A 23,864-nucleotide genomic window follows, 5' to 3' on the forward strand; every position below is an offset into this window, starting at 1 on the left:
TCCTGCCTTAGATGGCGCCTTGAATTTCTGTTGCAGGGAGGAAAAAGGAAGGGAAACTGTTTGAGCGCAGCGAGTTTTTCCCTTCCCCTCCCTGCGACATAAATTCAAGGAATCTTTCGCCATCTCAGGCGCGCATTTCTTTTGCTTACTTTCTTTGGGCAAGACCAAAGAAAGTGGGTCAGCCCCGGCAGGGGATGAAACAAGGGATGCACCACAAAAACAAAAAGCACGAATCCCCCCAACACCAACCACGAAACCAGCCACCAAGCGCCAGCCCTTAAGATTGCAGCACGTTCCATCAAGCCAACAAGAGGGCCTAGAGCCCAAAACCCATGCAGATCTACCACAACCCCCGCTGCTCCAAATCCCGCGCCGCCCTCGAACAAGCGCAATCCTTTACCGCAAAAAACGGAGAACAACTCGACGTCATCGAATACCTGACGACGCCACCCACGCTGGCTGACCTCAAGAAGCTCGCAGCGCAACTCGACACACCGCTGCGTAGCCTGATCCGCGAGAACGAAGACGAGTACGCGCAGCTCAATCTGGCCGATGCCTCGGACGACGCGCTGCTCAAGGCCATCGCAGCACATCCGAAGCTGCTGCAGCGTCCGGTGCTCGTTCGCAACGGCCGCGCCACCATCGGTCGCACGCCCGAGGCGCTCGACGCGTTTCTGAAGTAATTCACCACGGCCCACAAAGTTGAACGGCCTGCCGATTTCCATCGGACAGGCCGTTCAGGGGTGGCCGTATCTCGCTTTGCGCGAGGGCCGGGGCTGCGTCCGTCAAGACGCGCAAGGGCACCGGTTTATTCCAGGCCCATCCATCGGGCCATTTCTGACCCGAAGCCAACTGCCAGCAGGGCGGCAAGCACCACTGCCAGCGCCGCCGCGGTCGAGACCATGGCGACTTTCATGACGTCTGCGTCGTGGTGTGCGTTGCTGTGCGTGTGATGCAGATGCTGCGCACGCATGCTCAACGGAACCGCCTTCGCAGATGATTTGCGATGCCAATGCAAGCGCTCCGTCATCGCTCGCAAGTGTTGCGTGTCAAACGCGTCACGGGAAAATCGCATCGCGGTACCTCCCCGTTGTTGGCTGATAGCCGACGCCGGCACGCACCGGCGTCGGGGGCACGTGCGGCCCGAAAACGATACGGCAAGCAAATGGCGTATGCGAGTGGCTTTGCTTGTCGGCGCCGGGTGGCGCAGTCGTCTGGTCGCTCGCACAAGCCCAGCGTAGACGGGGGTTTGCGGCGCCGCAAGTTGCGTTGCGGCATGGTGCGCGCATCACGCGGGCAAGAGGCAAACCGCGTGCGGGTCTTCGCCAACTGCGTGATGTGCGCGGCGCTCAATCCTGAGCAGATTGGTGGGGCATTTGTGCGGCGGCGCGCTCGGCTTCGCGCTTGCGCAGTTCGGCCAGCATGTTGCAGAAGAGCGTGCCTTGCTCCTTTGCGTCATCCAGCGCGATATGCGTATGGGGCAGCGGGTCGTGCCAGTGCTCGGGAAAAGCCGCTTTGACGTTGCGCCGATACGGCATGCCCGTGAGCGCAAAGGCCAGCGTCTTGATGTCGAGCGCCGCCCAGCCAAACGGCGAGCGCCCGGCAAAACGCATCATGTACCAGAACATGAACGTGAAATCGAAGCCGGCTGGAAACGCCACGAACACGGGCTTGCCGGGCAGACTCTCGACCCATTCCACGTAACGCGGCAGGGCCACCTCGGGCGCTTCGAGGTTGGCGCGGCACGCAGTCCACGCCTCGGGCTGCGTTTTCCACCATTGCATCTGGATCGGATGGCCTTCGGCGCCGGGCAGCGTTTGCAGGTTCGCTTCAAACGTGCCGACGAGCGTCTTGTCGGCCAGGTACGCCGCGCTGGCGAAGCTCAGCATCGAATGCGGGCCGGGGATGGGGCCGTCGGCCTCGATGTCGGTGCTGACGTAGATTTCGGGCCGCGTGTCGGGCGGTTGGTTGCCGCGCTTGCGGCGGGGCTTGTCCGCCGGCGCAGCGGGCGCGCTGTCGGCGAAGGGGTCGTCGCTCTCGTTGGCGCTGTCCTTGGCGCTGTCGTTGGTGGTCCCGCTCATGCTGAGCCTTCGTTGGCAAACAGGCGATCGGCGACGTACGGGTTGCTGGCACGCTCCTCACCAAAAGTCGAGACTGGTCCATGGCCCGGCACAAACGTGACGTCGTCGCCGAGCGGCCAGAGCTTGGTGCGGATCGCGTTGATCAGGTCTGCATGGTTGCCGCGCGGGAAATCCGTGCGGCCGATCGACCCCGCGAACAGCACGTCGCCAACGATGGCAACGCGATCTTCCGCGCTGAAGAACACCACGTGACCGGGTGTGTGGCCAGGGCAGTGGAACACCTGCAGCGTGCGGCCGGCGGCTTCCACGGTGTCGCCGTCTTCCAGCCAGCGGTCGGGCACGAACGCCTTGGCGGGCGGGAACCCAAAGCGCTGGCTCTGCATCGGCAGCTGATCGATCCAGAACGCCTCATCCTTCTGCGGCCCTTCGATGGGCACGCCAAGCTGCGTGCGCAGGGCATCGGCGGCGGCGCAGTGGTCGACGTGGCCATGCGTGAGCAGGATTTTTTCGATGCGCGCGCCGTGCTGCTGGGCGGCGGCCAGGATGCGTTCGATATCGCCGCCCGGATCGGTGACGGCGGCAGCACCATCGTCGCCAATCAGCAGCGTGCAGTTCTGTTCAAACGGCGTAACGGGGACGACAACGACTTTCATGTGATCTTGTGTGCGCATTTGCACATGGCAGGGATAACCCGATTGTATCGGCCCGAGCCCGCGCCAGCACTGGGCTCGCGGGGTGTGCTGTTACATCAGAAAGAAAATATTACAAAATTGATGTGAGATGACAGCATGATGGGATCGTTTTAATAGGAAATGTAAATAATCGATCGAAGCATGCATGTTAGACTCGCGGCCATGCTTAAGTTGACCCCCCTCAATTCCAGCCGTTCGGCCGGCCGCACGCTGCGTGCCTGGCTGACGCATGGCACCGCGCTGCTGGTGCTGGCGGGCTGTGCCGCCATTCCTGGCGAGCCGCCCGTGGGTGGGCAATCCGGTCTCCAGGCCAGCAAGCCTGCAGCGCCCGCGCTGAAGGTTGCCGACCCGCGCGACAACCCCGATGCCTGGGGCACGCTGTCGTTCCGTGGCGTGCCGGATTCGAGCAGCCTCAAGCTCGACGAGAACACCGATACGAGCCCCGGCCTGCGCGCCGACCTCGGCACGTTCGAACAGCGCGGCCTGGCCTCCTGGTACGGCCGCGGCTTCCACGGCCGCCGCACCGCCAGCGGCGAGCGCTTCAACATGAACGCCTTCACGGTGGCGCATCCGTCGCTGCCGCTACAGAGCTGGGTGCTGGTGCGTAACCTCGCCAACGACCGCGTGGTCGTAGCCAAGGTGACGGATCGCGGCCCGTACTATGGCAAGCGCATCCTCGACATGTCGTATGCCGCAGCCAAGCGACTCGACTTCGTCAAGCGCGGTTCGACGCAGGTGGAAATCCGCCGCCTGTCGCGCGCTGAAGTCGAAGCGCTGCGTCCTGAGCTGACGCAAACCGATGTCGCCAGCAACGATGGCGATGCCGATGTGGGCGGTGACGAGCCCGCACCGGTCAAGAAGAAGGCGATCAAGCGTCGCGCCAAGCGCCGCTGAGCCGCTGAATCAACCGCCTTCCTGCCTCAGTCCTTCCCTTCGTTTTTCAGCGCCAGCGCGCTCTGATACAGCGTGTCGACCGACGCGCCCGTAATCGCGCCCGCCAGCTTGGCAGCGCGCTTGGCGGGCAGCTCGGCCAACAGCAGACGCAACACCTGATCCGCCGCCATCGCGGTCGGTGCCGCGTCCTGCGCGCCTGCGCCTTCCACCACCAACACGAATTCGCCCTTGCCGTGCGTGGCATCGGCGGCAAGCCATGCAGGTGCCTGCGCAGCAGGCAGCACGACGATCTGCTCAAACAGCTTGGTCAACTCGCGCCCGATCAGGATGCGTCGCGCGGGCAAGTGCTCGGCCAACGCGGCGAGTGTGGCCTCAATGCGATGCGGTGCCTCGTACAGAACCCATGCCGGCCCGTGCGCCGCCCATTGGCGGATGGCCGCATCGCGTTGCCCGGCCTTGGGCGGCAGGAAGCCGACAAAGGTGAACTGCCCCTCCGACGTGTCCAGCAATTCGCCCGCGGCGGAAAGCGCCGTCACCGCGGCGCTGGCGCCCGGCAGCGGAATCACGCGCTGGCCCGCCGCGCGCACCGCCTCGACAATGCGCGAGCCCGGGTCCGATACGCCGGGCGTGCCCGCATCGGACACATAGGCGATGCGCTCGCCCTGCGCCAAGCGCGCGACGATGCGTGCAGCGGCTTCTCGCTCGTTGTGCTGGTGCGCCGCGAGCATCGGTCGCGACAGCCCCAGCCGATTGAGCAGTTGCCCGGTGTTGCGCGTGTCTTCGCAGGCCACCGCGTCGACGAGGCCCAGCACGTAGCGCGCCCGCAGCGACACATCGGCAGCGTTCCCGATGGGGGTGGCCACCACATATAATGCGCCGGCGGGATAGTGCTGGTCATGCGCCAGCAGGGTCCAGTCAGGATCACTCACGAGAACTTCTCTCAGTTTGGGCCTGTCTTCATATAAAACGTACGCGCGTTGACCCAAGCCGGGGTCAGATACGCGAAGGGTACCGCCGCAAAGGGTTATTCCCTTTGCAAGGTGCCCGACAAAGTAGATGGCCCCGGCTTGGGTCAACCCGGAGGGCAAGGGGAATTTGGGTTACACGGCGTTGTTGCAGCCGGCTTGCTTGGAACGACCAAGCGGCGCCGGCCGCGCCGAGCCCTGCGGCCCAGATTCCCCTTGCGCGCGCACGTTTCATATGAAGACAGGCCTTAGGTTTAAACCGCACATGCATGCGCCGCAGACCATCACAGCCGCCACCGGTGAAGCCGGTGAAGACCGTGCGCTGCGCTACCTGCAGGCGCGCGGGCTGGCGGTGGTCAGCCGCAATTATCGCTGCAAGGGCGGTGAGATCGATCTGGTGATGCGCGATGCGGCCGGCGCGCTCGTGTTTGTCGAGGTGCGTGCCCGCGTGGCGCGCTCCGCGCAGCGTTTTGGCGGGGCGGCCGCGAGCGTCACGCCCGCCAAGCAGCGTCGCCTGATTGCTGCGGCCGAAGATTTTCTCGCGCGGCAGGCTGAAGACGTGCCCGCCTGCCGTTTTGACGTTATCGCCATCGATGGTGCGCGTATCGAATGGATGCGCGATGCCTTCGGTGCCGACGCCTAAACCTCGCATGAACCTCGCTCTTCTTTCTTCCGGACTTCATTCAAGGACAGCATGAAACTCTCGTCGCCTACGTTTGCCCGCTTCCGTCACACGGTCAAGCGCACCGCCGTGCTGGCCGCTCTGGCCGGCATTACCGCAACGCAGTTGACCGCCTGCTTCCCGCTGTTTGCCGGCGCCGTGGCCGGCGGCGTGGCGCTCGCGACCGACCGCCGCCCGACCGCCACCCAGACCATCGACCGCGGCCTGCAGATGGAAGCCGAGAACACGCTGATCTCGCGCTACGACGGCCGTGCCCACGTGAACGTGACGGTCTACAACCGCAAGGTCCTGCTGACCGGCGAGGCCGGCACCGAGCAGACCAAGCAGGAGATCGGCCAATACGCACAGAAGCTGCAGAACGCGCGTGAGGTCGTCAACGAGATCGTGGTGACGCCGGTGTCGAGCACCTTCGGCTCGCGCACCAACGATACGTACATCACCACCAAGGTGAAGAGCGTGCTGGCCGGCACGGAAGGCGTGCCCTGGAACTCCATCAAGGTGACGACCGAAGCACAGACCGTCTTCCTGATGGGCGTGGTAACCGAGGCCGAAGGCAACAAGGCCACCGAAGCCGTGCGCACGGTGGGCGGCGTGAACAAGGTCGTCAAGGTGTTCGACTACGTGAGCGAAGACGAGCGCAAGCGCCTGGACGCCAATGCCACGTCGACCAACGCGTCGACGGCGCCTGATGCGTCGCAAGGCACCCCGGCGCCGGCGCAAGGTACGCCGACGGCCACGCAGGCCCCGGCACCCGTCACATCGGCCTCGCCTGGCGTGACCGTGTCGCCGACCAACTCGCCGGCGCTGCCGCCGGGCAAGCAATTGCCGTAAGCCACGTCCGCAACATCGCCTCGCAAGGAACGCAGCCACCGTGCTGCGTTTTTTGTTGGCTGCGCGCATCACAGGGCACATGGCAGGCCGTGCGTGTTAGCGTATGACGCTTCCGCGACTTCGCAGCCCCCCGATGCCCGTCGTCCACCGCCTTGCCACCGCAGCATTGCTTGCGACGCTGCTTACTGCCCCTGTGCCCGATATGGCCCATGCGGCTGATCGCCCGCCCACCAATCTGCAAGCCCGCACCTGGGCCGCCACGTGCGCAAGCTGCCATCACGCCGATACCGCGCCCGGTGCCAAGCTCCCTGCGCAGACGTTGCTACCGCTCGCAGGCCGCTCGCAGGCCGAGCTGATCGACGCGATGCAGGCATTCCGCAACGGCACGCGTCCGGCCACGGTGATGGGCCAGATCGCTCGCGGTTACGACGATGCGCAGATCGTTGCCATTGCCGGCTGGCTGTCGCGCCAATCGCAGGAGGCGCCATGAGTGAATCGCTGCGCAAGGATCGACGCGCAGTCTTGCGCGCGCTTGGGGTGTCCGCGCTGGCCGGGCCGCTGGCCGCATGTGCATCGCTGTCGGGTGTGCGCAATGCGCGCGTTGTAGTGGTTGGCGGCGGGTATGGCGGTGCGACGGCAGCCAAGTATGTGCGCGTGTTTTCCGGTGGCCATGTCGACGTGACGCTGGTTGAGCCGAACGCCGCGTTCGTCTCGTGCCCGCTGTCGAATCTCGTGCTGTCGGGCGACCGCGACATGGCTTCGATCACCGTGCCGTATGACGCGCTGGTTGAGCGCCACGGCGTGCGGTGGGTGCGCGATCGCGTATCGGCCATCGACCTTGGCGCAAAGCAGGTGCGGCTGACCGGCGGCGGCACGCTCGATTACGACCGGCTGATCCTCTCCCCCGGTATCGACTTCGTGCCGGGAGCAATCCCGGGTCTCGCCAATGCGGGCACTGCCGCGCAGGCGCCGCACGCATGGAAGGCCGGCATGCAGACGCTGGCGTTGCGCCATCGGCTCGAAGCCATGCCCAACGGCGGCACGGTGGCGATCAGCATTCCGCTGGCGCCGTACCGCTGCCCGCCCGCGCCATACGAGCGCGCGTGCCTGATCGCCCATTGGCTGCAGCGCGCCAAGCCGGATTCGCGCGTGCTCATCCTCGATGCCAACGACGACGTCACCTCCAAAGGTGCGCTGTTCAAGCGCGTGTGGGCCGAACGTTATCCACAGCACATTGAATATCGCCCGCAATACAACGCCGTCGACATCGATGCCACGGGCCGCGTGCTCAAGTTCGATGTTCAAGACGACGTGCAGGCCGATGTCGTCAACCTGATCCCGCCGCAGCGTGCCGGCGCGATTGCCGTGCAAGCCGGGTTGGCGACGGCCAACGGGCGCTGGTGCGAGGTGGACTTCCTCTCGTTCGAATCGAAGGTGGCGCCGGGCGTGCATGTGATTGGCGATGCCATCCAGACCGCGCCGCTGATGCCCAAGTCGGGCCACATGGCCAACCAGCACGGCAAGGTGGCCGCCGCCGCCGTGGTCGCGATGCTGGCCGGCCACGCGCCCGATGCATCACCGCTGTACACCAACACCTGTTACAGCTTTGCCACCCCGGAAGAGGCGATGCACGTGGCGACCGTGCACCGCTACGACGCGGCGGAGCACACCATGGTGACCGTGCCCGGCGCCGGCGGGCTTTCCGAGGCGCCTTCCGCAGCGGAGGGCAAGCTGGCGCAGGGCTGGAGCCGCGCCATCTGGTCGGACGTGCTCGGTTGAATGTGAGGCTGAAGGTGACGCAGAAGGTGAGGCCCCGGGCACAAACAATGCGCAAGATTGTGCAAGTCGTGTAAGCGGCCCGCGCCTACAGTGCGTCATCTGGCCGCACGGGCGGCCGTCCGAACCTTCCGATCATCATGTCTCCCAAGGATCTGCTGCTGGCCCTGACCGTTGTGCTGGTGTGGGGCGTCAACTTCGTCGTCATCAAGGTGGGCCTGCATGGCGTGCCGCCTATGCTCCTGGGTGCGCTGCGCTTTGCGCTGGTCGCGTTTCCGGCCGTGCTGTTCGTGCCACGCCCCAAGATCGCGCTCAAGTGGCTGGTCGCCTATGGCGCCACGATCAGCTTCGGGCAGTTCGCGTTCCTGTTCTCCGCCATGTATGTGGGCATGCCGGCGGGGCTGGCCTCGCTGGTGCTGCAATCGCAGGCGTTCTTTACGCTGACGATTGCCGCCATCGTGCTGCGCGAGCCGATCCGCTGGTTCCATCTGGCGGGCATGGCGGTGGCGGCGGGCGGGCTGGCGATCATCGGCATGGCGGGTGGCGGCTCGGTCACGGGCATGACCACCGCCGGTTTCCTGCTGACGCTGTGCGCGGCGTTTTCGTGGGCCAGCGGCAACATCGTCACCAAGCGGATCGGGCCAGTGAACGTGGTGAGCCTGGTGGTGTGGGGCGCCGCCATCCCGCCGATTCCGTTCTTCCTGCTGTCGTACTGGCTGGAGGGGCCGGAGCAGATTGCGCATAGCCTGGCGAACATCAGTGGGTCGAGCATCGGCGCGATCGTCTACCTGTCTTTTGGTGCCACCATCTTCGGCTACAGCCTGTGGAGCCGCCTGCTGGCGCGCTACGCAGCCAGCCAGGTCGCGCCGCTCACGCTGCTGGTGCCGGTGGTGGGGCTGGTGTCTGCCGCCGTGCTGCTGGGCGAGCGCCTCGTGCCCGCCCAATGGCTGGGCGGTGCGGTGGTGATGGCCGGGCTGCTGCTCAACGTATTTGGCGGCCGGCTGGCGGCGCGGCGGGCGATGGCCTGACGCCGCACCCCATCAGCAGCAAGCGCCCGGGCCGAAAGGTACCGGGCGTTTTGCTGTGGGGGCGACATAGGATTTGGCCTACTTCGGGCACAATACCGGGTCCAATCCCTACCCCTGCGACCATTGGCCCGCACACGCATGCGGGCAGCCTCGTCTTCTGGAGACCACATGAAGTTCGCCCCCACGCTCGCCGCTGCGGCGGTGCTGGCCGGCCTGGCGCTGTCCGCCACGCCCGCGCTGGCCACCGTTGACGCTGCCCGCGCGCTGTCCATCGCCAACCAGAACGCCTGCATGGGCTGCCACGCCGTAGACCGCAAGCTCGTTGGCCCGGCCTACCAGGACGTTGCCGCCAAATACAAGGGCGATGCCGGCGCGCAAGCCAGGCTCATCAAGAAGGTGCGCGAAGGCGGCATGGGCAACTGGGGCCAGATCCCGATGCCGGCCAATCCGAAGATCGCCGATGCCGATCTGAAAACCGTGATCGACTGGGTGCTCGCAGGCGCCCCGGCCAAGTGAGGAACGGACGATGAATGATGCAATCAACCTGAGCCGCCGCGACGTGCTGCGCGCTGGCGCCATGATGGCGCTGCTGGTGTCCGCCGGCATCGCCACGCCGGCCCAGGCAGCCGAATGGAACAAGGCCGCCTTTGCCGTCAAGGGCGTGAACGAAGTGCTCAAGCAACTGGGCGGCGGCGCGGTTGAAAAGGGCGGCGCCGGCATCCAGCTCACCGCACCGGACATCGCAGAAAACGGCGCCGTGGTGCCGCTGGTCGTGACGAGCACGCTGCCCGGCACCGACCTCATCGCCATTCTGGTTGAAAAGAACCCGAACACGCTGGCCGCAACGTTCGCCATTCCGGCCGGCACCGACCCGTTTGTCAGCACGCGCGTGAAGATGGGCGAGACCTCGCAGGTCTACGCCGCCGTGCGCGCCAACGGCAAATGGGTGCTGGCAGCTAAGGAAGTAAAGGTCACCCTTGGTGGCTGCGGCGGTTAAACATCAGGAGAACACACCATGGCAGACCCGATGCGCATTCGCGCAATGGAAAACGGCGGCACCACCGACGTGAAGATCCTGATGAAGCACGACATGGAAACCGGCCAGCGCAAAGACGCGTCCGGCAAGGTCGTGCCAGCCTGGCACATCACCAACGTGACGGTGCTGCACAGCGGCAAGACGGTGCTCGACGCGCAGTTCGGCCCCGCCGTGTCGAAAGATCCGTTCCTCAATTTCAAGTTCAAGGGCGGCGCCAAGGGCGACAAGGTTACGGTCACGTGGGTCGACAACCACGGCGACAAGCGCACCGACGAGACGTCTATCCAGTAAAGGCCCGGAGGCCCAAATGCGACGCAGCTTCTTCCGTGTGACCGCCGCGCTGGCGGCCTTGGGTGTGGCCGGCAAGGCCGCTGCCCAGAATGCCCCGCGCGCTGGCGGCGCCGGTGCCCGCTACAAGGTGGTCTACCAGTTGAGCGAAGGCATCGACCAGGCCATGCGCGCCATCGGCAACCTGCGCAACCATCTGAACGGTGCGCCCGGCACGAAGATCGTGGTGGTGGCCTTCGGCCACGGCATCGAGTTTATGGTTGAAGGCGCCAAGGATGCGCAAGGCCGCCCGTTTGATGCGCCGGTGGCCGCGCTGGCCGCCATGGGCGTGGAGTTTCGCGTGTGCCATAACTCGCTGATGGCCTTCAAGGTGCCGGAAGACAAGCTGCTGCTCGAAGCCAAGGTGGTGCCCGCCGGTGTGGTGGAAATCACGCGCTTGCAGCAGGAAGAAGGTTTCGCCTATATCAAACCGTAGGCGACCCACGGAGGGGACCGTGAAACACAAGACATGGACGATGGTGCTGGCTGCGGCGTTGGCAGCCGGCGGCGCCGTGATGGCATCCGCGCAGGATGCCAAGGACAGCACCGCCGCCGGCATCGCGCAGTACCGCGAAATGCTGGCTGACGGCAATCCGGCCGAACTCTGGGAAGCCGCTGGCGAAGAACTCTGGAAGAAGCCCGCCGGCCCGAAGCAGGCCTCGCTCGAAGCGTGCGACCTGGGCCTCGGCCCCGGCGTGGTGAAGGGCGCCTACGCCAAGCTGCCGCGCTTCTTCAAAGACACCGGCCGCGTGATGGACGCCGAACAGCGCCTCATGTATTGCCGCATGACGCTGCAGGGGCTGACCAAGGAAGAGGCTTCGGCGCGGCCGTTCTCGTCGCCGGGCAAATCGTCGGACATTGAACGGCTGATGGCCTACGTCGCCTCGGAATCGCGCGGCGCGGCCATCGACATTCCGCTCGCCCACCCCGAAGAAAAGCGCGTGTACGAACTCGGCCGCCGCATGTTCTTCTACCGTGGCGGCGCGTACGACTTTGCCTGCGCCACGTGCCATGCCCAGCCGGGTTTGCGCATCCGCCTGCAAGACCTGCCCGATCTGCTGACCGCCGACGGTGCGCGCTATGCGTATTCCACATGGCCGGGCTATCGCGTCTCGCAGGGCGAGGTACGCACCATGCAGCACCGGCTGTACGACTGCCTGCGCCAGCAGCGCTTTCCGGAACCGCTCTACGGCAGCGAGGTGATCACCGCGCTGGAGATGTTCCTTGCCCGCAACGCCAACGGCGGCAAGATGGACGCGCCGTCCATCAAACGATGAGGCCACGCATGACTCGACTGACCCCCATCGTGCTGACGGCGCTGACATTGGCGCTGGCTGCCGGCACCGCGCACGCAGCGGACGCCACCTCCCAGGCCGTCACCGCGCCCAAGCCCGACGCAAAGGCCGACGCCGCGCTCGCCAAGGTGATCCACGAGAGCTTTGTCTCCAAGGGTCCGGCCACCGTGGAAGGCGTGACCGAGCGCGACGACGTGCAGAAGATCTGCAGCCAGTTTGCCGACCGCAACGCCGTGCCCGCCGCCGTGGCCAAGAAGCTGGAAGACGCGCAGCTCAAGACCATCCATTACCCGGCTGACGACAAATGGCTGGGCGACTGGAAGGCCGGCGAGAAGACCGCCCAGAACGGCCGCGGCATGCAGTTCTCCGACCCGGCCGGCGGCGCGAACGGCGCCAACTGCTACGCGTGCCACCGCCTCTCGAAAGACGAAGTGTCTTACGGCACCATCGGCCCGTCGCTGTACCAGTACGGCAAGCTGCGCGGGGATTCGGAAGCGATCCTGCGCTACACCTGGGGCAAGATCTACAACTCCAACGCGTATGCGGCGTGCTCCAACATGCCGCGCTTCGGGCACAAGGGCATCCTGACCGAGCAGCAGATCCGCGACGTGATGGCGTTGTTGTTCGACCCGGCATCGCCAGTGAATCAGTGAACCAGTGACCCAATAACGCCATGCACACGCTTCGACGGTTCCTGATGTGGGCAGCAGCGGCGATGGTGTTTGCCGCCACGCAGTTTGCCAATCATGCACAGGCCGTTGAAGTGGGCGATGTGGTTGCGCTGCCCGACCTGCAGTTGCTCGATGGCACGCGCGTGCCGGGCGATGCGTGGCGCGGGCACCCCGTCATCATCGCCACGTGGGCATCGTGGTGCCCGTTCTGCGCGCTGCAGAACCCGCGCCTGCAAAAGCTGGTCGACGCCACGCGCGGTACTGACCTGCGCATTCTCACCATCAGCATCGACGCCAACCCGCAGCTCGCGAAAGACTACGTCGCCAAGCGCAACTTCACCTTTCCGGTGACGATGGAAACCGACGCGCTGTGCGCCGCCACCGGCCCGCGCAAGGGGCTGCCCGAACTGCTCGTGCTCGATGCCAAAGGGCGGGTGGTGCGCAAGGAAGTCGGCGAGATGCTTGAAGACGACGTGGCCGACCTGGCTCGCTACGCGCACAGCAACACACCATGAACCGCCGCGAATTCGTTCAAGCCCTGGCGATTGCCGCCGCCGCCGGCCTGCGCCTGACCGACGCCCACGCTGACACGCTCAGCTACGACGTACCGCGTTTTGGCAACGTCCACCTGCTGCACTTCACTGACTGCCACGCGCAGCTGCTGCCCATCGAATACCGCGAGCCCAGCGTCAACCTGGGCGTGGCGCAATGGGCCGGGCAGCCGCCGCATCTGGTGGGGCACGCGCTGCTCAAGCGGTACGGCATCGCGCCCGGCTCGCGCGCCGCGCACGCGTTCACGTCGCTCAACTTTACCGAGGCCGCGCGCCGCTATGGCCGCATGGGCGGCTTCGCGCATCTGGCCACGCTCATCAAGCGCCTGCGCGCCACGCGCCCCAATGCGCTGCTGCTCGATGGCGGCGACACATGGCAGGGCTCCGCCACCGCGTTGTGGACGAACGGCCAGGACATGGTCGACGCGGCCCTCGCGCTGGGCGTGGACGTCATGACCCCGCACTGGGAGATGACCTACGGCGCAGACCGCGTGCGCCACGTGGTCGATCACGACTTCAAGAACAAGGTTGCCTTTGTCGCGCAGAACATCCAGACGGCAGACTTTGGTGATCCGGTATTCGACCCGTATGTGCTGCGCGAGCTGAACGGCGTGCCGGTCGCCATCATCGGGCAGGCGTTTCCGTACACGCCCATCGCCCACCCGGCCGATTTCACGCCCGACTGGACCTTCGGCATTCAGGAAGAACGGCTGCAGAAGATGATTGACGAGGCGCGCGGCAAGGGCGCCAAGGTGGTCGTGCTGCTGTCGCACAACGGCATGGATGTCGACCTGAAGCTCGCCTCGCGCGTGCGTGGGTTGGATGCCATCCTCGGCGGGCATACGCACGATGCCGTGCCCGCGCCCGTCAAGGTCAGCAACCCGGGCGGCGTGACGCTTGTCACCAACGCGGGCGCCAACGGCAAGTTTGTCGGCGTGCTCGATCTGGATGTGCGCGGCGGCACCGTGCGAGACATCCGCTATACGCTGCTGCCCGTGTTTGCCGATCTGCTGCCGCCCGATGCGGCCATGACGGCGCTGATCAACCGCGTGCGCGCGCCGTATAAGGACAAGCTGGGTGAAACGCTGGCCGTCAACCGTGGCCTGCTGTACCGGCGCGGCAACTTTAACGGCACGTTCGACCAGCTCATCGTCGATGGCCTCATGCACGCGCAGGGCGCCGAGATTGCCTTCTCGCCCGGCTTCCGCTGGGGCACCACGCTGCTGCCCGGCGACGCACTGACCATGGAAGCGCTCATGGCCCAGACCGCCATCACGTACCCGGCCACCACGCTGACCGAGATGACCGGCGCGACCATCAAGACCGTGCTGGAAGACGTGGCCGACAACCTGTTCAACCCAGACCCGTACTACCAGCAGGGCGGCGACATGGTGCGCACGGGCGGCCTGCGCTACACGATCGACCCGATGAAGCCCATGGGCCAGCGCATTACCGACATGCGCCTGGGCCCGGGCGACGGCAAGCCCATCGACGCCGACCGCCGCTACAAAGTGGCCGGCTGGGCCGCCGTATCGCCCGAAGCCCGCAAGGCAGGCGGCCGCCCCGTGTGGGACGTACTGGCCGACTGGCTGCGCGACCAGCGCGAAGTGACCGCCGGGCCGCTCAACACGCCGCGCATTGTCGGCATGGAAGGCAATGCGGGCATGGAAAACGCAGGTTGAGCCCCGATTGAAAGCGCCCGGGGAGTTCGGGTAGACTCATTTTCCACGGGCCGATAGCTCAGCTGGGAGAGCGCCGCGTTCGCAATGCGGAGGTCGGGAGTTCGATCCTCCTTCGGTCCACCAAGTTATTGGCAGCGTTTGATGAGCGATGCCCCAAAGAAAACCCGCGAAGCGTTGAGCGTCGCGGGTTTTTTATTGCCAACGTTGCTTAATCGCCGTTGCCCTCCGTGGGGTAGGTGGGGCTAATTCGGGGCCGTGAGCGACATACAATTCGCGCGAGATATCAGCGGTATTGCCACGCTTCTAAAAGGAAAATAGGCAACTCGAACAAGGAGCGCTGCGGATATGGATTACCAGGAGTGGGAGTTTTTCGAAACTGAAGTCAAAAGCGACGTCTATACAGTAGTTGACCATGGCCCATTGCATGGCCCTGTGACTTCATTTGTCGTCAAGCGGGACAACCGTCTCAACTTGGTGCTGGAAAGCACATCGGCAGCGAATAGCCCGGCGGGCGGGTGTGAGCCAGTGGCAAACGCGGTCCGCAGGCCGGATGGTCAAGTCCATTGCCAGAGCCGGTATACCGATTCCACAGTCACTGCGCGGGGCCTCACTCCGCGAGGGTACAGCTTGACATTTCCGGTGGCTGCAACGGCAGATGCAGCGGCGGGCACGAGGGTGCAGACATCACTGATCGAGTCACTGGACTGGGAAAATAGCCACTCCGGCGAGGCTTCGTGCGTGATGGACTGGATTGAAAACCTGTCAGGCAGCTTTTTGTGGCCCGATTCCGACAACGTTGAAGAAACGGACGCAAAAAGCAGAACTCTGCGCTCGGCGAGTGGAGACATTGTCATTCCATTGACGACGACTTCCTCGAAGCACAGCAACTCGTGCGCTCGGCTCTCTATTGGAGGCTGGGATGTCATCATCGGTGAGTCACGCGCGAAACCCGAACATATAAAGAACCCCGGGTTTATTCTCTACTTGGGTTTGCCTACCGAGGAGATCCGATCGCGCATCAGGGGATGTCTCTCCTATTGCCTTGGCGACTACTTCGTCTATCTCGGTAGCACTACATTTGATGCCGAATGGAAGCCGGTTTCATTCCGCGCTGTGGCGGCACATGCGCTTGTCGAGAACGCGCATGACATCAGTGGCCGGCCGCCAGCTCCGCTAGGCCTGAGATACGATCGGGATGTGAACGCTGCGTTGCTGGGCCGGATAGCTTCGGGGCTGTTCGCAGCCTATGAGGCCTACAACCTTCGCACTGCCTTCTGGAACTACTGGCATGCCGCCGCCGCACCTGTACATATGGTCGCCGCGCACTTCGGTGCGGCGATTGAGGCGCTGCAAAGAGCGTACTTCAGCAACACCGCCGTCGAGGCCCACACCCGCATTGTGGCCGAGGAGGAGGCGTGGCGGGGACTCTACGCGCAGATAGACCGGTGTATTCAAGACTCAGCTCTGTCGTCCGAGCAGAAGCGAATGCTGGGCAACAAGGCGCAGCATCTGAATTCGGCGCCACAGGCGGTCCTCGCTGACAGATTCTTCACAGCGATCGGATTGGAAATCAGTGCACTCGAAAAAGACGTATGGATGAACAGGAACCGGGCGGCGCACGGCGGCGGCATAACTGAAGAGCGGGGTATCCAGACCGTGCGCGAGAACAAGGTCTTGATGATGCTGATGAACCGCATACTGCTATCGATCAGCGGCGCAAGTGACCTCTACTACGACTACTACACGCTTAACCGCCCAACGAGACGGCTGTCTGAGCCGGTACCTGACGACCGCCCGCCCCGTGCGCGTTAGGGTGACCTTCGGCCACCAACTCCCCCGCGCAGGTCGACCCGCAACGCCAAAGAAAAAGCCCGCGAGCCTTTCAGCATCACGGGCTTTCTCCCATCTAGGCCGCCATCAAACCATCAGCAGCCCCTCACCTCACTCCCCGGCCACCTCCTCCACCTTCTTCCGTGGCCCCCGACTAAACCGCGCCGACAACGTCCGTCGCGCCGATTCCAATCCTTCCCCTTTGCCCGCAACCTTCAGGTACGTGTAACCCTCCAGCGCGGCTGTCATCAGATCACTGCCCATCGCCAGTTGCGAATCCTGCATCCGTTCCAGCAACTTCTCCACGCGGGCGAGGCGAGGGCGCAGGGTGTCGAAGCCCACCAAGTCACGTCGCATTTCCTGCAGGTTGAAGTTGGCAGGAAGCACGCCAGGGTTGTTGCTCAGCAGTTCCACTGCCTGGCGGCAGAACGCTTCGGACTTGTCGCCCATCTTCATGAGCGTGCTGCGCTGCTCGACTGACAGGCCAATCAGGCCGACGAGCTTTTCTTCCAGTGTCTTCAGCGCACCGTCAATGGCGGTCAGGTCGGTGGCGCTGGGTTGAAACGAGATCAAGTTCTGAGACATTGCGTTCCTTCTAAAGCGGATATCAACGTCATGCCGATTGGCACAACCCGGTGAGGTTGGCTACCGCTGCGGCGTATCGCAATGCTGTACACAACTTTTGACGGGAAACCGCTCGCACATGGGGCGAGCAAGCCCGCTCACGCCGTTCGAGTGTTGGAGCGTGAAGCGCGAGCCTCGGACTGTCGAATTCGACTCTCTGAGACTGACGCTCGACCCTCAGACAGTGGAACGTGACCCTCAGACAGTGAAGTTCGAGTGTTTGAGGCTCACACGCGACCCTCAGAGGGTGGAATTCGACTCTTTGACACCGACGCTTGACCCTCAAACAGTGAAACGCCAGTGTTTGACCCTCGCGTTCCACTCCCTGAGGGTGAAGCGCCACTGTTTGAGGCCGGAGCGTGACCTTCCGACCGTCGCTGCTGGCGAATCAATAATCCAACTTTCGCCGCTGCCCCCATCGCTATAATCCATTCCGCTGCCGCACCAACGGCAGCCGGGTTTGGCGACCTGCACTGGTGGCTCTGGAGAGACGATGCTTCGTGCATCGCCTCCGCACACCCACGCACGCACTACGGCGGGCCGGGTGGGGAGACCGCAAGGTCTGCCGGTGCTCCAGAGAGCCGGTTCGCCAGCCCCGCCGTCAGGCCCGCCACCTCGTCTGGCGATGAGTTGCCGGGCCTCCAACCACCTCTGGAGGCTCTATGCCAAATGGTCCAAGCGGGCACCGCCCCGCGTCGTACCCATCTCCACCCGCATCACCCAGCCCACCGCCCACGTCATCCGACACAGGCAGGCTCACCAAGAACCGCACCTACCTGAACGGCGCCATTGCAGCGCAGGCATATCTGAAGCGCACACGCACCGCCATGCGCTCACACGGCCAGTGCCGGCCGGGCATGCTGCGCGAGCAGCTTCAACATTTGTCCGCGCACGCATTTCCGCCGGCCTTCATCAAAGGCTTTGTCGATGCGATTGATGCCTACGTGTCGATGTCGCTCGGGGGCCGCGATGTTGATCCGCAAACGTGGGATGTACTTGCCGCCGTAGAGCGGCGTGGCTACGGCCAATAAAAACAGATTGATGCATTCCCGTGACGGGCGGGAATGCCGCGCAGATGGGGCGTGGTAAGGGTGATAGTTCTGCGGATGAACGACTTGCATTGCTGACTTGGCAACCCGCAGCATCACAGCGCGCAATGCGACGCCCAGCGCTTCAAGAAATACCCGGGCCCACGATCCCGATATCGGAGTAGAGTGGGGTACGGATATCAGCGGGGCGCATCGTCGGCCCCGGCACAAGAGAAATTTGCCTCGCCTCTGATCGACGCGTCGCGGACGTTCTACCTCGATCCAGCCTCCCAAGCTGCCTCTCCGAGTCGTTTTTCAGCACGGCTCGCATTCACCGCCCCCGGGCATTCTCGCCTTGCCATCAGAGCACCAAGGGCGTACCCCGGCCTGCTTGCTTTTCCTATGGGAGATCCACCATGGATACCTACCCGACATCCTTCTACAAAGGGTTCGCGATTTACCCCCTGATTTACCCATTCAACCCGCCGCGCGAGTGGCACGAGAAACGCCCCGACCGCGCGTACAGCGTCTCGGTCGTCATCTGTCTTGAAGGCGAGACGATGGACGATGAGCGCTCCCGCGTCTTTCGTCTAAGAGGCGAGCCATGGGACAACGTAGGCGCTGCGAAGCGCGCGGCCACGCAGGGCGCAGAGGACATCATCAATGGGCTTGTGCCTGGCCAATCTATGGCCGGCGAGTAGACCGTTCCATGAGGTCAAATCGGAAGGTCTGTCCGGTGGCGCTCTCAAGGGCCACCGTCTACGCAAGCGACCCAGCCATGCCGGGCGTCAGGAGGTCGAATGGTTCGAATGCAGTACTCAATCTGCCTGGCTTATGAGATTCGCGATCAGGCCGCAGACTTCATCTTCAATTTTCACGCGGCGCAGACCGCGCGGCAGACAATCGTTGCCGAATCACTGCAACTGACCCCCGCCATTCCGACCACGCTTCAGACGGAACCGACCTTACTGAATCGTCATCTACGGGTGCGAGCACCGCGTGGCTATCTCGCCATCAACTATGTGGCCACCGTTGAGATGCGCCACTTGCTCAAACCGCCGCAGTCACTGTTTGAAGTTCGCATTGCGGATTTGCCGCTGGATGTTATTCCCTTCCTGGCGCCCAGCCGCTATTGCGAATCCGACCGCCTCATGGCATTTGCGCGCCGGGAGTTTGGCGGGTATCAGCGCGGGTATGCGCTTGTCCTTGCGATTCGGGATTGGGTCTGCCGGTATGTGCAGTTCATCCCGCTATCCACGAGCGAGCAAACCTCTGCGGTGGGCACATTGGTGGATCGGCATGGCGTATGCCGGGACTACGCCCATCTGATGATCGCGTTGTGTCGCGCGCTAAGCATACCGGCCCGTTTCGCGACGAGCGTCAACTACGGAGCCGACCCTGCTCTCGGCCCCAATGACTTCCATGCATTTGTAGAGGTGTACCTGGGCAACCAGTGGAATCTGCTCGATCCATCAAACGGATCGATGCCCATGGGGCTCCTGCGGATTGGTACCGGGCGCGATGCCACTGAAGTGCCCATCGCAATGATCTTTGGCGATGTCGAGCCGACTCGCCCTCGCGTCGAGGTTCAAGCGCTCACAAGCGCTGAGCCGAAGGCCGATATGCCAATGGCGACCGACCAAGCAATCTGCACTTGGTAAGCCACCAGCGCTGCCTACCATTCCTGCGTGGCCGGAGGAACATCCTCGGGGCCAAGAATGACGTCCACCGCGGCGCGCCCCGCCACCTCTCCTACCAAGTGCGCCCAACGCTTGGAAAAGGGTCCCCCATGAATCTTGATCCGCTTGCCCAGCGCTATCACGCCAGCGGTCTCAAGGGGGCCTTCGATCCGGAACCACAGATCAAACATGTCTTCAGACGTCTCAACGAGATCCACATGAATCTGAAAGCCGCGATACTCGGTGGTGCGTGTCATATTGCCTCCGGGGTGCGCTATTTCCTTGCGCCAGGATCTCAGCCCTAGCTTCAGAACACGTCCCGCCGTAAAGGGGTGAACCGCCTTAGGCTCTTATCGTTCCCGCAGCGAACGCCGCGAAGACCCACAAGATCGGCATCGAAGGCTCTGCACGGACTGCCGAGTGCGCTGACAGGGTCAGCGCCTGATGCCCAATCTACGCGCATTGCGGTCGGGCTTGGGACTTATTTAGTCGGCACGCTGCGCTCCCCTGCCGAAACTAGCCTAGACCAGTTGCCCGAAGGCATACGACGATGGAAATCGTAGTGACTTATTTCCCAGCCGAGTAGTTGAGGGGAATCCAACGGAAGCCATCCTTATCCGTCTGCAAGTGCCCTAGTCCCGGAAAAGGAACGTGGGCGGCGGCGAAAAGTATCTTGTCCTTGGCGATGCTGGTGAATTCCTTGATGCGTTCCTGTTCGGCCAATGGGCTGTTGCTATCGAACGAAACGGTGACCGTCGGATCCTCAAACTGAATGGCCGCGACATGCACGATGTCGCCCACGACCATCAAGCGACTTCCTTGGCTCTCGATCATGTAACCCACGTGCCCGGGTGTATGTCCAGCGCTCTGGTACGCATGGATGCCGGGGCTCAGCTCTTGGTTGCCGTCAAACGGCCGCACGCGGCCTGCCCTGATGTAGGGCTCCATGATCGCCATGGCGCGGCGATAGCTGCCTTTTTGGTCGCCGCGATTGCCCTCTGGCGCCTTGGCCATGTTCGCCTCGCTCAGCCAGTAATCCAGCTCACCACGATTGACGCGGACGATCGCATTGGAAAAGCGCATGTCTCCATCCGTCGTCAGCCCACCAATATGGTCTGCGTGCATGTGCGTGATGTAGATTTCATCCACCTGGGACGGCGCGTAACCGGATGCCTTCATGTTGGCTGCCAGCCTCCCCAGGCGCGGGCCGAAGAGGTTGCCTGCGCCGGTATCGATCAGAATCAGTTTCGGACCCGTATTGATCAGGAAGGCGTTGTAGGACGTTTCGAGCGGACTTTGCAGGTAATCCTCTGCCAGCACGTCGTCGACCTTCTGCGGTGTGGTGTTCGTCAGAAACTGGTCAACCGGCAATTCCAGTGTGCCGTCATTGAGTGCGGTGATCTCATAACCGCCCAGCATGAAACGGTAAAAGCCTGGCGCTGAGCTACGTGCAAGGGGAGCGGCCGCGTGGGCTGCAGACTGCAGCAGCACGGACATTGCCAGAAGGCTGCAGAGGGCAAACAGCTTGGTCATTGGATGTCGGTATTTCATGATTGCCTTTTCTATATCGGTGTCCGCATCGGCGTCTAAGCGGCGCAGCGGGAGTGCGGTTTGGGTTGACAGCAATATGGCCGCCTACTTCATTTCCCACCCAAGGTGGCTCTGACCATGGCTGACCAGTCCTGGTCGCCGTAGCCGGCATCCACAGCGTCCTGCATACGTGCATAAACGATGTCGAGCATAGGTAGCTCGCCGTTGGCGTCTCGTGCGGCTTCTTTCGCCAGCCGCAGATCCTTCAGGCCTAGCGTGGCCTTGAAGCCTGGCGGGTATTCGTTCTTGATGATGTTGCCGGAGTAGGTCTGGTAGGGGCGCGTGCCAAACAGGGTGCCGAGGATCAGTTCCAGAAAGCGTTCCCGCGGCACTCCATGCGCTTCGGTCAGCACCACCGCTTCGGCCATCGCTTCGATCGCGAAGCTGATCATCATGTTGCACGCCAATTTGGCGGCATAGGCCATGCGCGGATCGTCGCCCATGCGCCAGATGCGCCTACCGATCACCTCCAGCGCTGGCTTGACCTTATCGATCGCGGCCGGGTCACCGGCGGCAAGAATGTTGAGTTCGGCCCGCGCAGCGACATCAGGCCGTCCCAGTACCGGCGCTGCGACAAGGGCGATGCCGCGGGCGCGATGATGATCCGCCAGCTCTTGTGAAAACGCAGCCGAGATCGTGGACGCCACTACGTGCACCAAGCCAGGCCTTGCCTGCGCCAGCAGATCGCCTTCCATCAGCACGCTGCGAATGGCAGAGTCGTCGGACAACATGGTCAATGCCATGTCGGCTTGCAATGCCTGCATTGGCGTATCCACCATTCGCACGCCTGCGACGCTCCCGCCTGAGCGATTCCATGCGACAACCTTGTGGCCGGCCGCAGCCAGGTTGCGTGCGATTTCCCGGCCCATCGCACCAAGGCCGATGATTCCGATTTCCATTTGCGTTGTTTTCTCCAGAAGTCAGGCCCCCAGCTCGAACCGAGCCAACCGGGCCGTTGACTGCAGCCGATCGTTCGGCATGCGATGGAGCGTAGTCTCGCAACGTTCGATACTGTTCATCAACTGAATATAATGAACACCGTCCGTTCAGTTTTGTAAGGGGTGGCATGGAGTGGAGTGATGTGAGGATCTTTCTTGCTGTCGCCCGCACGGGCACGCTCGGTGCCGCTGCACGGGCTCTGCGCGTGAGCCACCCGACCGTGGGCAGGCGATTGCGCGCTTTGGAAGAGGCCACAGGGCAGGTGCTGTTCCAACGGACGGCCGACGGTTTCGTTCTGACAGAAGAAGGGCTGGGCGTGCTTCCTCTTGCCGAGCAGATCGAAGAGGGCGCACTGGCGATGGAGCGGAGACTGGCCGGGAAGCAACAAGCGCTCGACGGCACGCTACGTGTGACCTCCGCCGACTGGTTCGGCGCCTACGTGTTGCCTCCGGTGCTGGCGGCGTATGCGACCAAATATCCCCAAGTCCAGATCGAGGTGCTCACCGGAACGCGCAAGTTCAATCTGGCGCAACGGGAGGCTGATGTAGCGTTTCGCATTGTCCCGTTCGAGGAGCAGGACATCGTCCAGCGGCGGTTGCTCCAGATGCGCTATGGCGTCTATGTGTCTGCCACCGGGCCCGCCCCGATCGCCGGCGACGGCAGCGGATATCGGCTGATCACGCCGGATGTATTAAGTGGGTCGTTTCCGGACACGGCATGGCTGAGAGAAATGTTCCCGAACGCAGGCGTGGCGCTGCATTCGAACAACCGGAACGTCAAAGCGCAGATGTGCGCGATGGGAATGGGCATTGCGGTGCTGCCGCGCCCGCTGGGTGACCAGACCCTCGGTATCCGCCGGCTGGAGCTGGACGTGGAACCGCCGCATCGCGAGATCTGGATGGGCTACCATCGCGACTTGAGGCGGCTTAACCGCTTGTCTGCATTCGTTGATTTGACGGTCAGACATCTCGCCAACTCTGCGTTTGATGCCTCTGCCAGATCGCCGTGAATCCCCAACTTTGCGCGCGAGGAGCATCCATGGGCCGGATGATGTCTTTCGGCCAATAGCGGCCAGCCTCATTGGCCCGCACCGCCGCCGCCAACCCGGCCGGCGATGCGAGACCCAGCGCAACGCCTACACCCCCGCCTCAATCAAATCCGAAATCTGCACCGACGCCCCGCGCAAAGTCAGTCAGCGCGCGGGCGCGCCGTCGATGCGCTGTTGTGCCGTGAACTGGCCGGTCTTGGGGATGGCCGGCCAGAAACGCACGTTCCCGGTACGCTCAAAAAAAAGCAAACCACTGCAGAGGATGGAAGGATGCTGACGAACTGCGGGGACTACGTTCAGACATGACGATCGACGAGCTTCATACATTCCTGAGCAGCACGTTCGATTTGGTCACTGACCCAGTGGAGCGGGGCAGCGCTCTCACGTACTTCCTCGGCAACGTGGTGTGGCACCCATCGGCGACCACGCGCATCCTTCATGTTGGGTGCGGGGTGAACCACCACGTCAGCCACATCAAGCTGTGCGTCTCGTCGGACAACAATAACGGTGTGTTTGTACGGTTGCCCGTGACTTGGCTGGAGCTTGAGCAGATCGTGGCCAACGAGATTTCGTTGCAGGTGCGGAACCGGCTGCTGAGTACCTAGGCCCGATGGC

The 23,864-nt window shown here is 63.6% G+C and carries 29 protein-coding genes and 1 tRNA gene; 22 read left to right on the top strand and 8 right to left on the bottom strand.

Annotated elements, in window-relative coordinates; translation table 11 throughout:
* The first annotated feature begins 332 nt into the window (after positions 1–332).
* Positions 333–683 carry an arsenate reductase (glutaredoxin) gene (arsC, locus tag BG83_RS0113795; protein WP_024977282.1) on the top strand — a complete coding sequence of 117 codons (351 nt, stop codon included), beginning with the start codon at positions 333–335 and terminating at the stop codon, positions 681–683.
* A 125-nt stretch (positions 684–808) separates the two neighbouring features.
* Here arsC and BG83_RS30095 read toward each other — a convergent pair whose 3' ends face one another.
* From BG83_RS30095 to BG83_RS0113810, 3 genes are all read right to left on the bottom strand, one after another.
* Positions 809–1,075, bottom strand: a complete 267-nt coding sequence (locus tag BG83_RS30095) for a hypothetical protein (RefSeq protein ID WP_024977283.1) — start codon at positions 1,073–1,075, stop codon at positions 809–811.
* A gap of 274 nt (positions 1,076–1,349) precedes the next feature.
* Positions 1,350–2,081 (bottom strand): exonuclease, encoded by a 732-nt coding sequence (locus BG83_RS0113805; protein ID WP_024977284.1) that lies wholly within the window; start codon positions 2,079–2,081, stop codon positions 1,350–1,352.
* Complete coding sequence (locus tag BG83_RS0113810; RefSeq protein WP_024977285.1) at positions 2,078–2,734, bottom strand: MBL fold metallo-hydrolase; 657 nt, start codon at positions 2,732–2,734, stop codon at positions 2,078–2,080. Before BG83_RS0113810 ends, BG83_RS0113805 begins: the two co-directional genes overlap by 4 nt.
* A 201-nt stretch (positions 2,735–2,935) precedes the next feature.
* Here BG83_RS0113810 and BG83_RS0113815 point away from each other — a divergent pair, with 201 nt between their 5' ends.
* On the top strand, positions 2,936–3,667 hold the full coding sequence (locus tag BG83_RS0113815) for a septal ring lytic transglycosylase RlpA family protein (protein WP_024977286.1): 732 nt from the start codon (positions 2,936–2,938) through the stop codon (positions 3,665–3,667).
* 26 nt (positions 3,668–3,693) lie between these two features.
* On the opposite strand, the gene rsmI is transcribed toward BG83_RS0113815, so the two are convergent.
* Positions 3,694–4,596 carry a 16S rRNA (cytidine(1402)-2'-O)-methyltransferase gene (rsmI, locus tag BG83_RS0113820; RefSeq protein WP_024977287.1) on the bottom strand — a complete coding sequence of 301 codons (903 nt, stop codon included), beginning with the start codon at positions 4,594–4,596 and terminating at the stop codon, positions 3,694–3,696.
* A 301-nt stretch (positions 4,597–4,897) separates the two neighbouring features.
* Between rsmI and BG83_RS0113825 the strand changes: the two genes are divergently transcribed.
* The 15 genes from BG83_RS0113825 (at position 4,898) to BG83_RS0113895 (ending at position 16,323) form a co-directional block, all read left to right on the top strand.
* Positions 4,898–5,275, top strand: a complete 378-nt coding sequence (locus BG83_RS0113825; protein WP_024977288.1) for a YraN family protein — start codon at positions 4,898–4,900, stop codon at positions 5,273–5,275.
* Positions 5,276–5,326: 51 nt separating this feature from the next.
* Positions 5,327–6,145, top strand: coding sequence for a BON domain-containing protein (locus tag BG83_RS0113830; RefSeq protein WP_024977289.1), 819 nt, complete (start codon positions 5,327–5,329; stop codon positions 6,143–6,145).
* Positions 6,146–6,278: 133 nt separating this feature from the next.
* A complete protein-coding gene (locus BG83_RS0113835) occupies positions 6,279–6,635 on the top strand; it encodes a c-type cytochrome (RefSeq protein ID WP_024977290.1) in 357 nt (118 codons plus the stop codon).
* Complete coding sequence (locus tag BG83_RS0113840; protein ID WP_024977291.1) at positions 6,632–7,924, top strand: NAD(P)/FAD-dependent oxidoreductase; 1,293 nt, start codon at positions 6,632–6,634, stop codon at positions 7,922–7,924. Before BG83_RS0113835 ends, BG83_RS0113840 begins: the two co-directional genes overlap by 4 nt.
* A 137-nt stretch (positions 7,925–8,061) precedes the next feature.
* The gene (locus tag BG83_RS0113845) at positions 8,062–8,949 is read left to right on the top strand and encodes an EamA family transporter (RefSeq protein ID WP_024977292.1); all 888 of its coding nucleotides are present in this window, start codon (positions 8,062–8,064) and stop codon (positions 8,947–8,949) included.
* A gap of 168 nt (positions 8,950–9,117) precedes the next feature.
* Positions 9,118–9,465 (top strand): c-type cytochrome, encoded by a 348-nt coding sequence (locus tag BG83_RS0113850; protein ID WP_024977293.1) that lies wholly within the window; start codon positions 9,118–9,120, stop codon positions 9,463–9,465.
* Between the two features lie 10 nt (positions 9,466–9,475).
* Positions 9,476–9,946 (top strand): thiosulfate oxidation carrier protein SoxY, encoded by a 471-nt coding sequence (gene soxY / locus BG83_RS0113855; RefSeq protein WP_024977294.1) that lies wholly within the window; start codon positions 9,476–9,478, stop codon positions 9,944–9,946.
* An 18-nt stretch (positions 9,947–9,964) separates the two neighbouring features.
* Positions 9,965–10,276 carry a thiosulfate oxidation carrier complex protein SoxZ gene (gene soxZ, locus BG83_RS0113860; RefSeq protein ID WP_024977295.1) on the top strand — a complete coding sequence of 104 codons (312 nt, stop codon included), beginning with the start codon at positions 9,965–9,967 and terminating at the stop codon, positions 10,274–10,276.
* Between the two features lie 16 nt (positions 10,277–10,292).
* On the top strand, positions 10,293–10,748 hold the full coding sequence (locus BG83_RS0113865; RefSeq protein ID WP_024977296.1) for a DsrE family protein: 456 nt from the start codon (positions 10,293–10,295) through the stop codon (positions 10,746–10,748).
* A gap of 40 nt (positions 10,749–10,788) precedes the next feature.
* A complete protein-coding gene (soxA, locus tag BG83_RS0113870; RefSeq protein ID WP_037031862.1) occupies positions 10,789–11,589 on the top strand; it encodes a sulfur oxidation c-type cytochrome SoxA in 801 nt (266 codons plus the stop codon).
* The gene (soxX, locus tag BG83_RS0113875) at positions 11,586–12,260 is read left to right on the top strand and encodes a sulfur oxidation c-type cytochrome SoxX (protein WP_200869045.1); all 675 of its coding nucleotides are present in this window, start codon (positions 11,586–11,588) and stop codon (positions 12,258–12,260) included. Before soxA ends, soxX begins: the two co-directional genes overlap by 4 nt.
* A gap of 20 nt (positions 12,261–12,280) precedes the next feature.
* The gene (locus BG83_RS0113880; RefSeq protein WP_024977299.1) at positions 12,281–12,793 is read left to right on the top strand and encodes a TlpA family protein disulfide reductase; all 513 of its coding nucleotides are present in this window, start codon (positions 12,281–12,283) and stop codon (positions 12,791–12,793) included.
* Positions 12,790–14,511, top strand: coding sequence for a thiosulfohydrolase SoxB (gene soxB / locus BG83_RS0113885; protein ID WP_024977300.1), 1,722 nt, complete (start codon positions 12,790–12,792; stop codon positions 14,509–14,511). Before BG83_RS0113880 ends, soxB begins: the two co-directional genes overlap by 4 nt.
* A gap of 47 nt (positions 14,512–14,558) precedes the next feature.
* Positions 14,559–14,634, top strand: a tRNA-Ala gene (locus tag BG83_RS0113890).
* Positions 14,635–14,856: 222 nt separating this feature from the next.
* Positions 14,857–16,323 carry a hypothetical protein gene (locus BG83_RS0113895; RefSeq protein ID WP_024977301.1) on the top strand — a complete coding sequence of 489 codons (1,467 nt, stop codon included), beginning with the start codon at positions 14,857–14,859 and terminating at the stop codon, positions 16,321–16,323.
* 129 nt (positions 16,324–16,452) lie between these two features.
* On the opposite strand, the gene BG83_RS0113900 is transcribed toward BG83_RS0113895, so the two are convergent.
* On the bottom strand, positions 16,453–16,926 hold the full coding sequence (locus BG83_RS0113900) for a hypothetical protein (protein ID WP_024977302.1): 474 nt from the start codon (positions 16,924–16,926) through the stop codon (positions 16,453–16,455).
* A gap of 701 nt (positions 16,927–17,627) precedes the next feature.
* On the opposite strand from BG83_RS0113900, the gene BG83_RS0113910 reads away from it, so the two are divergent.
* The 3 genes from BG83_RS0113910 (at position 17,628) to BG83_RS0113920 (ending at position 19,654) form a co-directional block, all read left to right on the top strand.
* The gene (locus BG83_RS0113910) at positions 17,628–17,996 is read left to right on the top strand and encodes a hypothetical protein (protein ID WP_024977304.1); all 369 of its coding nucleotides are present in this window, start codon (positions 17,628–17,630) and stop codon (positions 17,994–17,996) included.
* A gap of 413 nt (positions 17,997–18,409) precedes the next feature.
* Positions 18,410–18,694, top strand: coding sequence for a hypothetical protein (locus BG83_RS0113915; protein ID WP_024977305.1), 285 nt, complete (start codon positions 18,410–18,412; stop codon positions 18,692–18,694).
* A gap of 99 nt (positions 18,695–18,793) precedes the next feature.
* Positions 18,794–19,654, top strand: coding sequence for a transglutaminase-like domain-containing protein (locus tag BG83_RS0113920; protein WP_024977306.1), 861 nt, complete (start codon positions 18,794–18,796; stop codon positions 19,652–19,654).
* 14 nt (positions 19,655–19,668) lie between these two features.
* On the opposite strand, the gene BG83_RS0113925 is transcribed toward BG83_RS0113920, so the two are convergent.
* The 3 genes from BG83_RS0113925 to BG83_RS0113935 form a co-directional block, all read right to left on the bottom strand.
* On the bottom strand, positions 19,669–19,929 hold the full coding sequence (locus tag BG83_RS0113925; protein ID WP_024977307.1) for a hypothetical protein: 261 nt from the start codon (positions 19,927–19,929) through the stop codon (positions 19,669–19,671).
* A 310-nt stretch (positions 19,930–20,239) separates the two neighbouring features.
* Positions 20,240–21,205 carry an MBL fold metallo-hydrolase gene (locus tag BG83_RS0113930; RefSeq protein ID WP_024977308.1) on the bottom strand — a complete coding sequence of 322 codons (966 nt, stop codon included), beginning with the start codon at positions 21,203–21,205 and terminating at the stop codon, positions 20,240–20,242.
* A gap of 107 nt (positions 21,206–21,312) precedes the next feature.
* Complete coding sequence (locus tag BG83_RS0113935) at positions 21,313–22,161, bottom strand: NAD(P)-dependent oxidoreductase (RefSeq protein WP_024977309.1); 849 nt, start codon at positions 22,159–22,161, stop codon at positions 21,313–21,315.
* A gap of 167 nt (positions 22,162–22,328) precedes the next feature.
* Here BG83_RS0113935 and BG83_RS0113940 point away from each other — a divergent pair, with 167 nt between their 5' ends.
* On the top strand, positions 22,329–23,210 hold the full coding sequence (locus BG83_RS0113940) for a LysR family transcriptional regulator (RefSeq protein WP_024977310.1): 882 nt from the start codon (positions 22,329–22,331) through the stop codon (positions 23,208–23,210).
* Between the two features lie 341 nt (positions 23,211–23,551).
* Positions 23,552–23,854 carry a hypothetical protein gene (locus tag BG83_RS0113950; RefSeq protein WP_024977311.1) on the top strand — a complete coding sequence of 101 codons (303 nt, stop codon included), beginning with the start codon at positions 23,552–23,554 and terminating at the stop codon, positions 23,852–23,854.
* The last annotated feature ends 10 nt before the right edge of the window (positions 23,855–23,864 follow it).

The organism is Ralstonia pickettii, from assembly GCF_000607165.1.
In the GTDB taxonomy this organism is placed as follows: Bacteria; Pseudomonadota; Gammaproteobacteria; order Burkholderiales; family Burkholderiaceae; genus Ralstonia; species Ralstonia holmesii.

Coding starts and splice junctions, on each gene's coding strand:
- arsC (WP_024977282.1), top strand. CDS start 333: ATGCAGATCTACCACAACCCCCGCTGCTCCAAATCCCGCGCCGCCCTC.
- BG83_RS30095 (WP_024977283.1), bottom strand. CDS start 1,075: ATGCGATTTTCCCGTGACGCGTTTGACACGCAACACTTGCGAGCGATG.
- BG83_RS0113805 (WP_024977284.1), bottom strand. CDS start 2,081: ATGAGCGGGACCACCAACGACAGCGCCAAGGACAGCGCCAACGAGAGC.
- BG83_RS0113810 (WP_024977285.1), bottom strand. CDS start 2,734: ATGAAAGTCGTTGTCGTCCCCGTTACGCCGTTTGAACAGAACTGCACG.
- BG83_RS0113815 (WP_024977286.1), top strand. CDS start 2,936: ATGCTTAAGTTGACCCCCCTCAATTCCAGCCGTTCGGCCGGCCGCACG.
- BG83_RS0113825 (WP_024977288.1), top strand. CDS start 4,898: ATGCATGCGCCGCAGACCATCACAGCCGCCACCGGTGAAGCCGGTGAA.
- BG83_RS0113830 (WP_024977289.1), top strand. CDS start 5,327: ATGAAACTCTCGTCGCCTACGTTTGCCCGCTTCCGTCACACGGTCAAG.
- BG83_RS0113835 (WP_024977290.1), top strand. CDS start 6,279: ATGCCCGTCGTCCACCGCCTTGCCACCGCAGCATTGCTTGCGACGCTG.
- BG83_RS0113840 (WP_024977291.1), top strand. CDS start 6,632: ATGAGTGAATCGCTGCGCAAGGATCGACGCGCAGTCTTGCGCGCGCTT.
- BG83_RS0113845 (WP_024977292.1), top strand. CDS start 8,062: ATGTCTCCCAAGGATCTGCTGCTGGCCCTGACCGTTGTGCTGGTGTGG.
- BG83_RS0113850 (WP_024977293.1), top strand. CDS start 9,118: ATGAAGTTCGCCCCCACGCTCGCCGCTGCGGCGGTGCTGGCCGGCCTG.
- soxY (WP_024977294.1), top strand. CDS start 9,476: ATGAATGATGCAATCAACCTGAGCCGCCGCGACGTGCTGCGCGCTGGC.
- soxZ (WP_024977295.1), top strand. CDS start 9,965: ATGGCAGACCCGATGCGCATTCGCGCAATGGAAAACGGCGGCACCACC.
- BG83_RS0113865 (WP_024977296.1), top strand. CDS start 10,293: ATGCGACGCAGCTTCTTCCGTGTGACCGCCGCGCTGGCGGCCTTGGGT.
- soxA (WP_037031862.1), top strand. CDS start 10,789: ATGGTGCTGGCTGCGGCGTTGGCAGCCGGCGGCGCCGTGATGGCATCC.
- soxX (WP_200869045.1), top strand. CDS start 11,586: ATGAGGCCACGCATGACTCGACTGACCCCCATCGTGCTGACGGCGCTG.
- BG83_RS0113880 (WP_024977299.1), top strand. CDS start 12,281: ATGCACACGCTTCGACGGTTCCTGATGTGGGCAGCAGCGGCGATGGTG.
- soxB (WP_024977300.1), top strand. CDS start 12,790: ATGAACCGCCGCGAATTCGTTCAAGCCCTGGCGATTGCCGCCGCCGCC.
- BG83_RS0113895 (WP_024977301.1), top strand. CDS start 14,857: ATGGATTACCAGGAGTGGGAGTTTTTCGAAACTGAAGTCAAAAGCGAC.
- BG83_RS0113900 (WP_024977302.1), bottom strand. CDS start 16,926: ATGTCTCAGAACTTGATCTCGTTTCAACCCAGCGCCACCGACCTGACC.
- BG83_RS0113910 (WP_024977304.1), top strand. CDS start 17,628: ATGCCAAATGGTCCAAGCGGGCACCGCCCCGCGTCGTACCCATCTCCA.
- BG83_RS0113915 (WP_024977305.1), top strand. CDS start 18,410: ATGGATACCTACCCGACATCCTTCTACAAAGGGTTCGCGATTTACCCC.
- BG83_RS0113920 (WP_024977306.1), top strand. CDS start 18,794: ATGGTTCGAATGCAGTACTCAATCTGCCTGGCTTATGAGATTCGCGAT.
- BG83_RS0113925 (WP_024977307.1), bottom strand. CDS start 19,929: ATGACACGCACCACCGAGTATCGCGGCTTTCAGATTCATGTGGATCTC.
- BG83_RS0113930 (WP_024977308.1), bottom strand. CDS start 21,205: ATGACCAAGCTGTTTGCCCTCTGCAGCCTTCTGGCAATGTCCGTGCTG.
- BG83_RS0113935 (WP_024977309.1), bottom strand. CDS start 22,161: ATGGAAATCGGAATCATCGGCCTTGGTGCGATGGGCCGGGAAATCGCA.
- BG83_RS0113940 (WP_024977310.1), top strand. CDS start 22,329: ATGGAGTGGAGTGATGTGAGGATCTTTCTTGCTGTCGCCCGCACGGGC.
- BG83_RS0113950 (WP_024977311.1), top strand. CDS start 23,552: ATGACGATCGACGAGCTTCATACATTCCTGAGCAGCACGTTCGATTTG.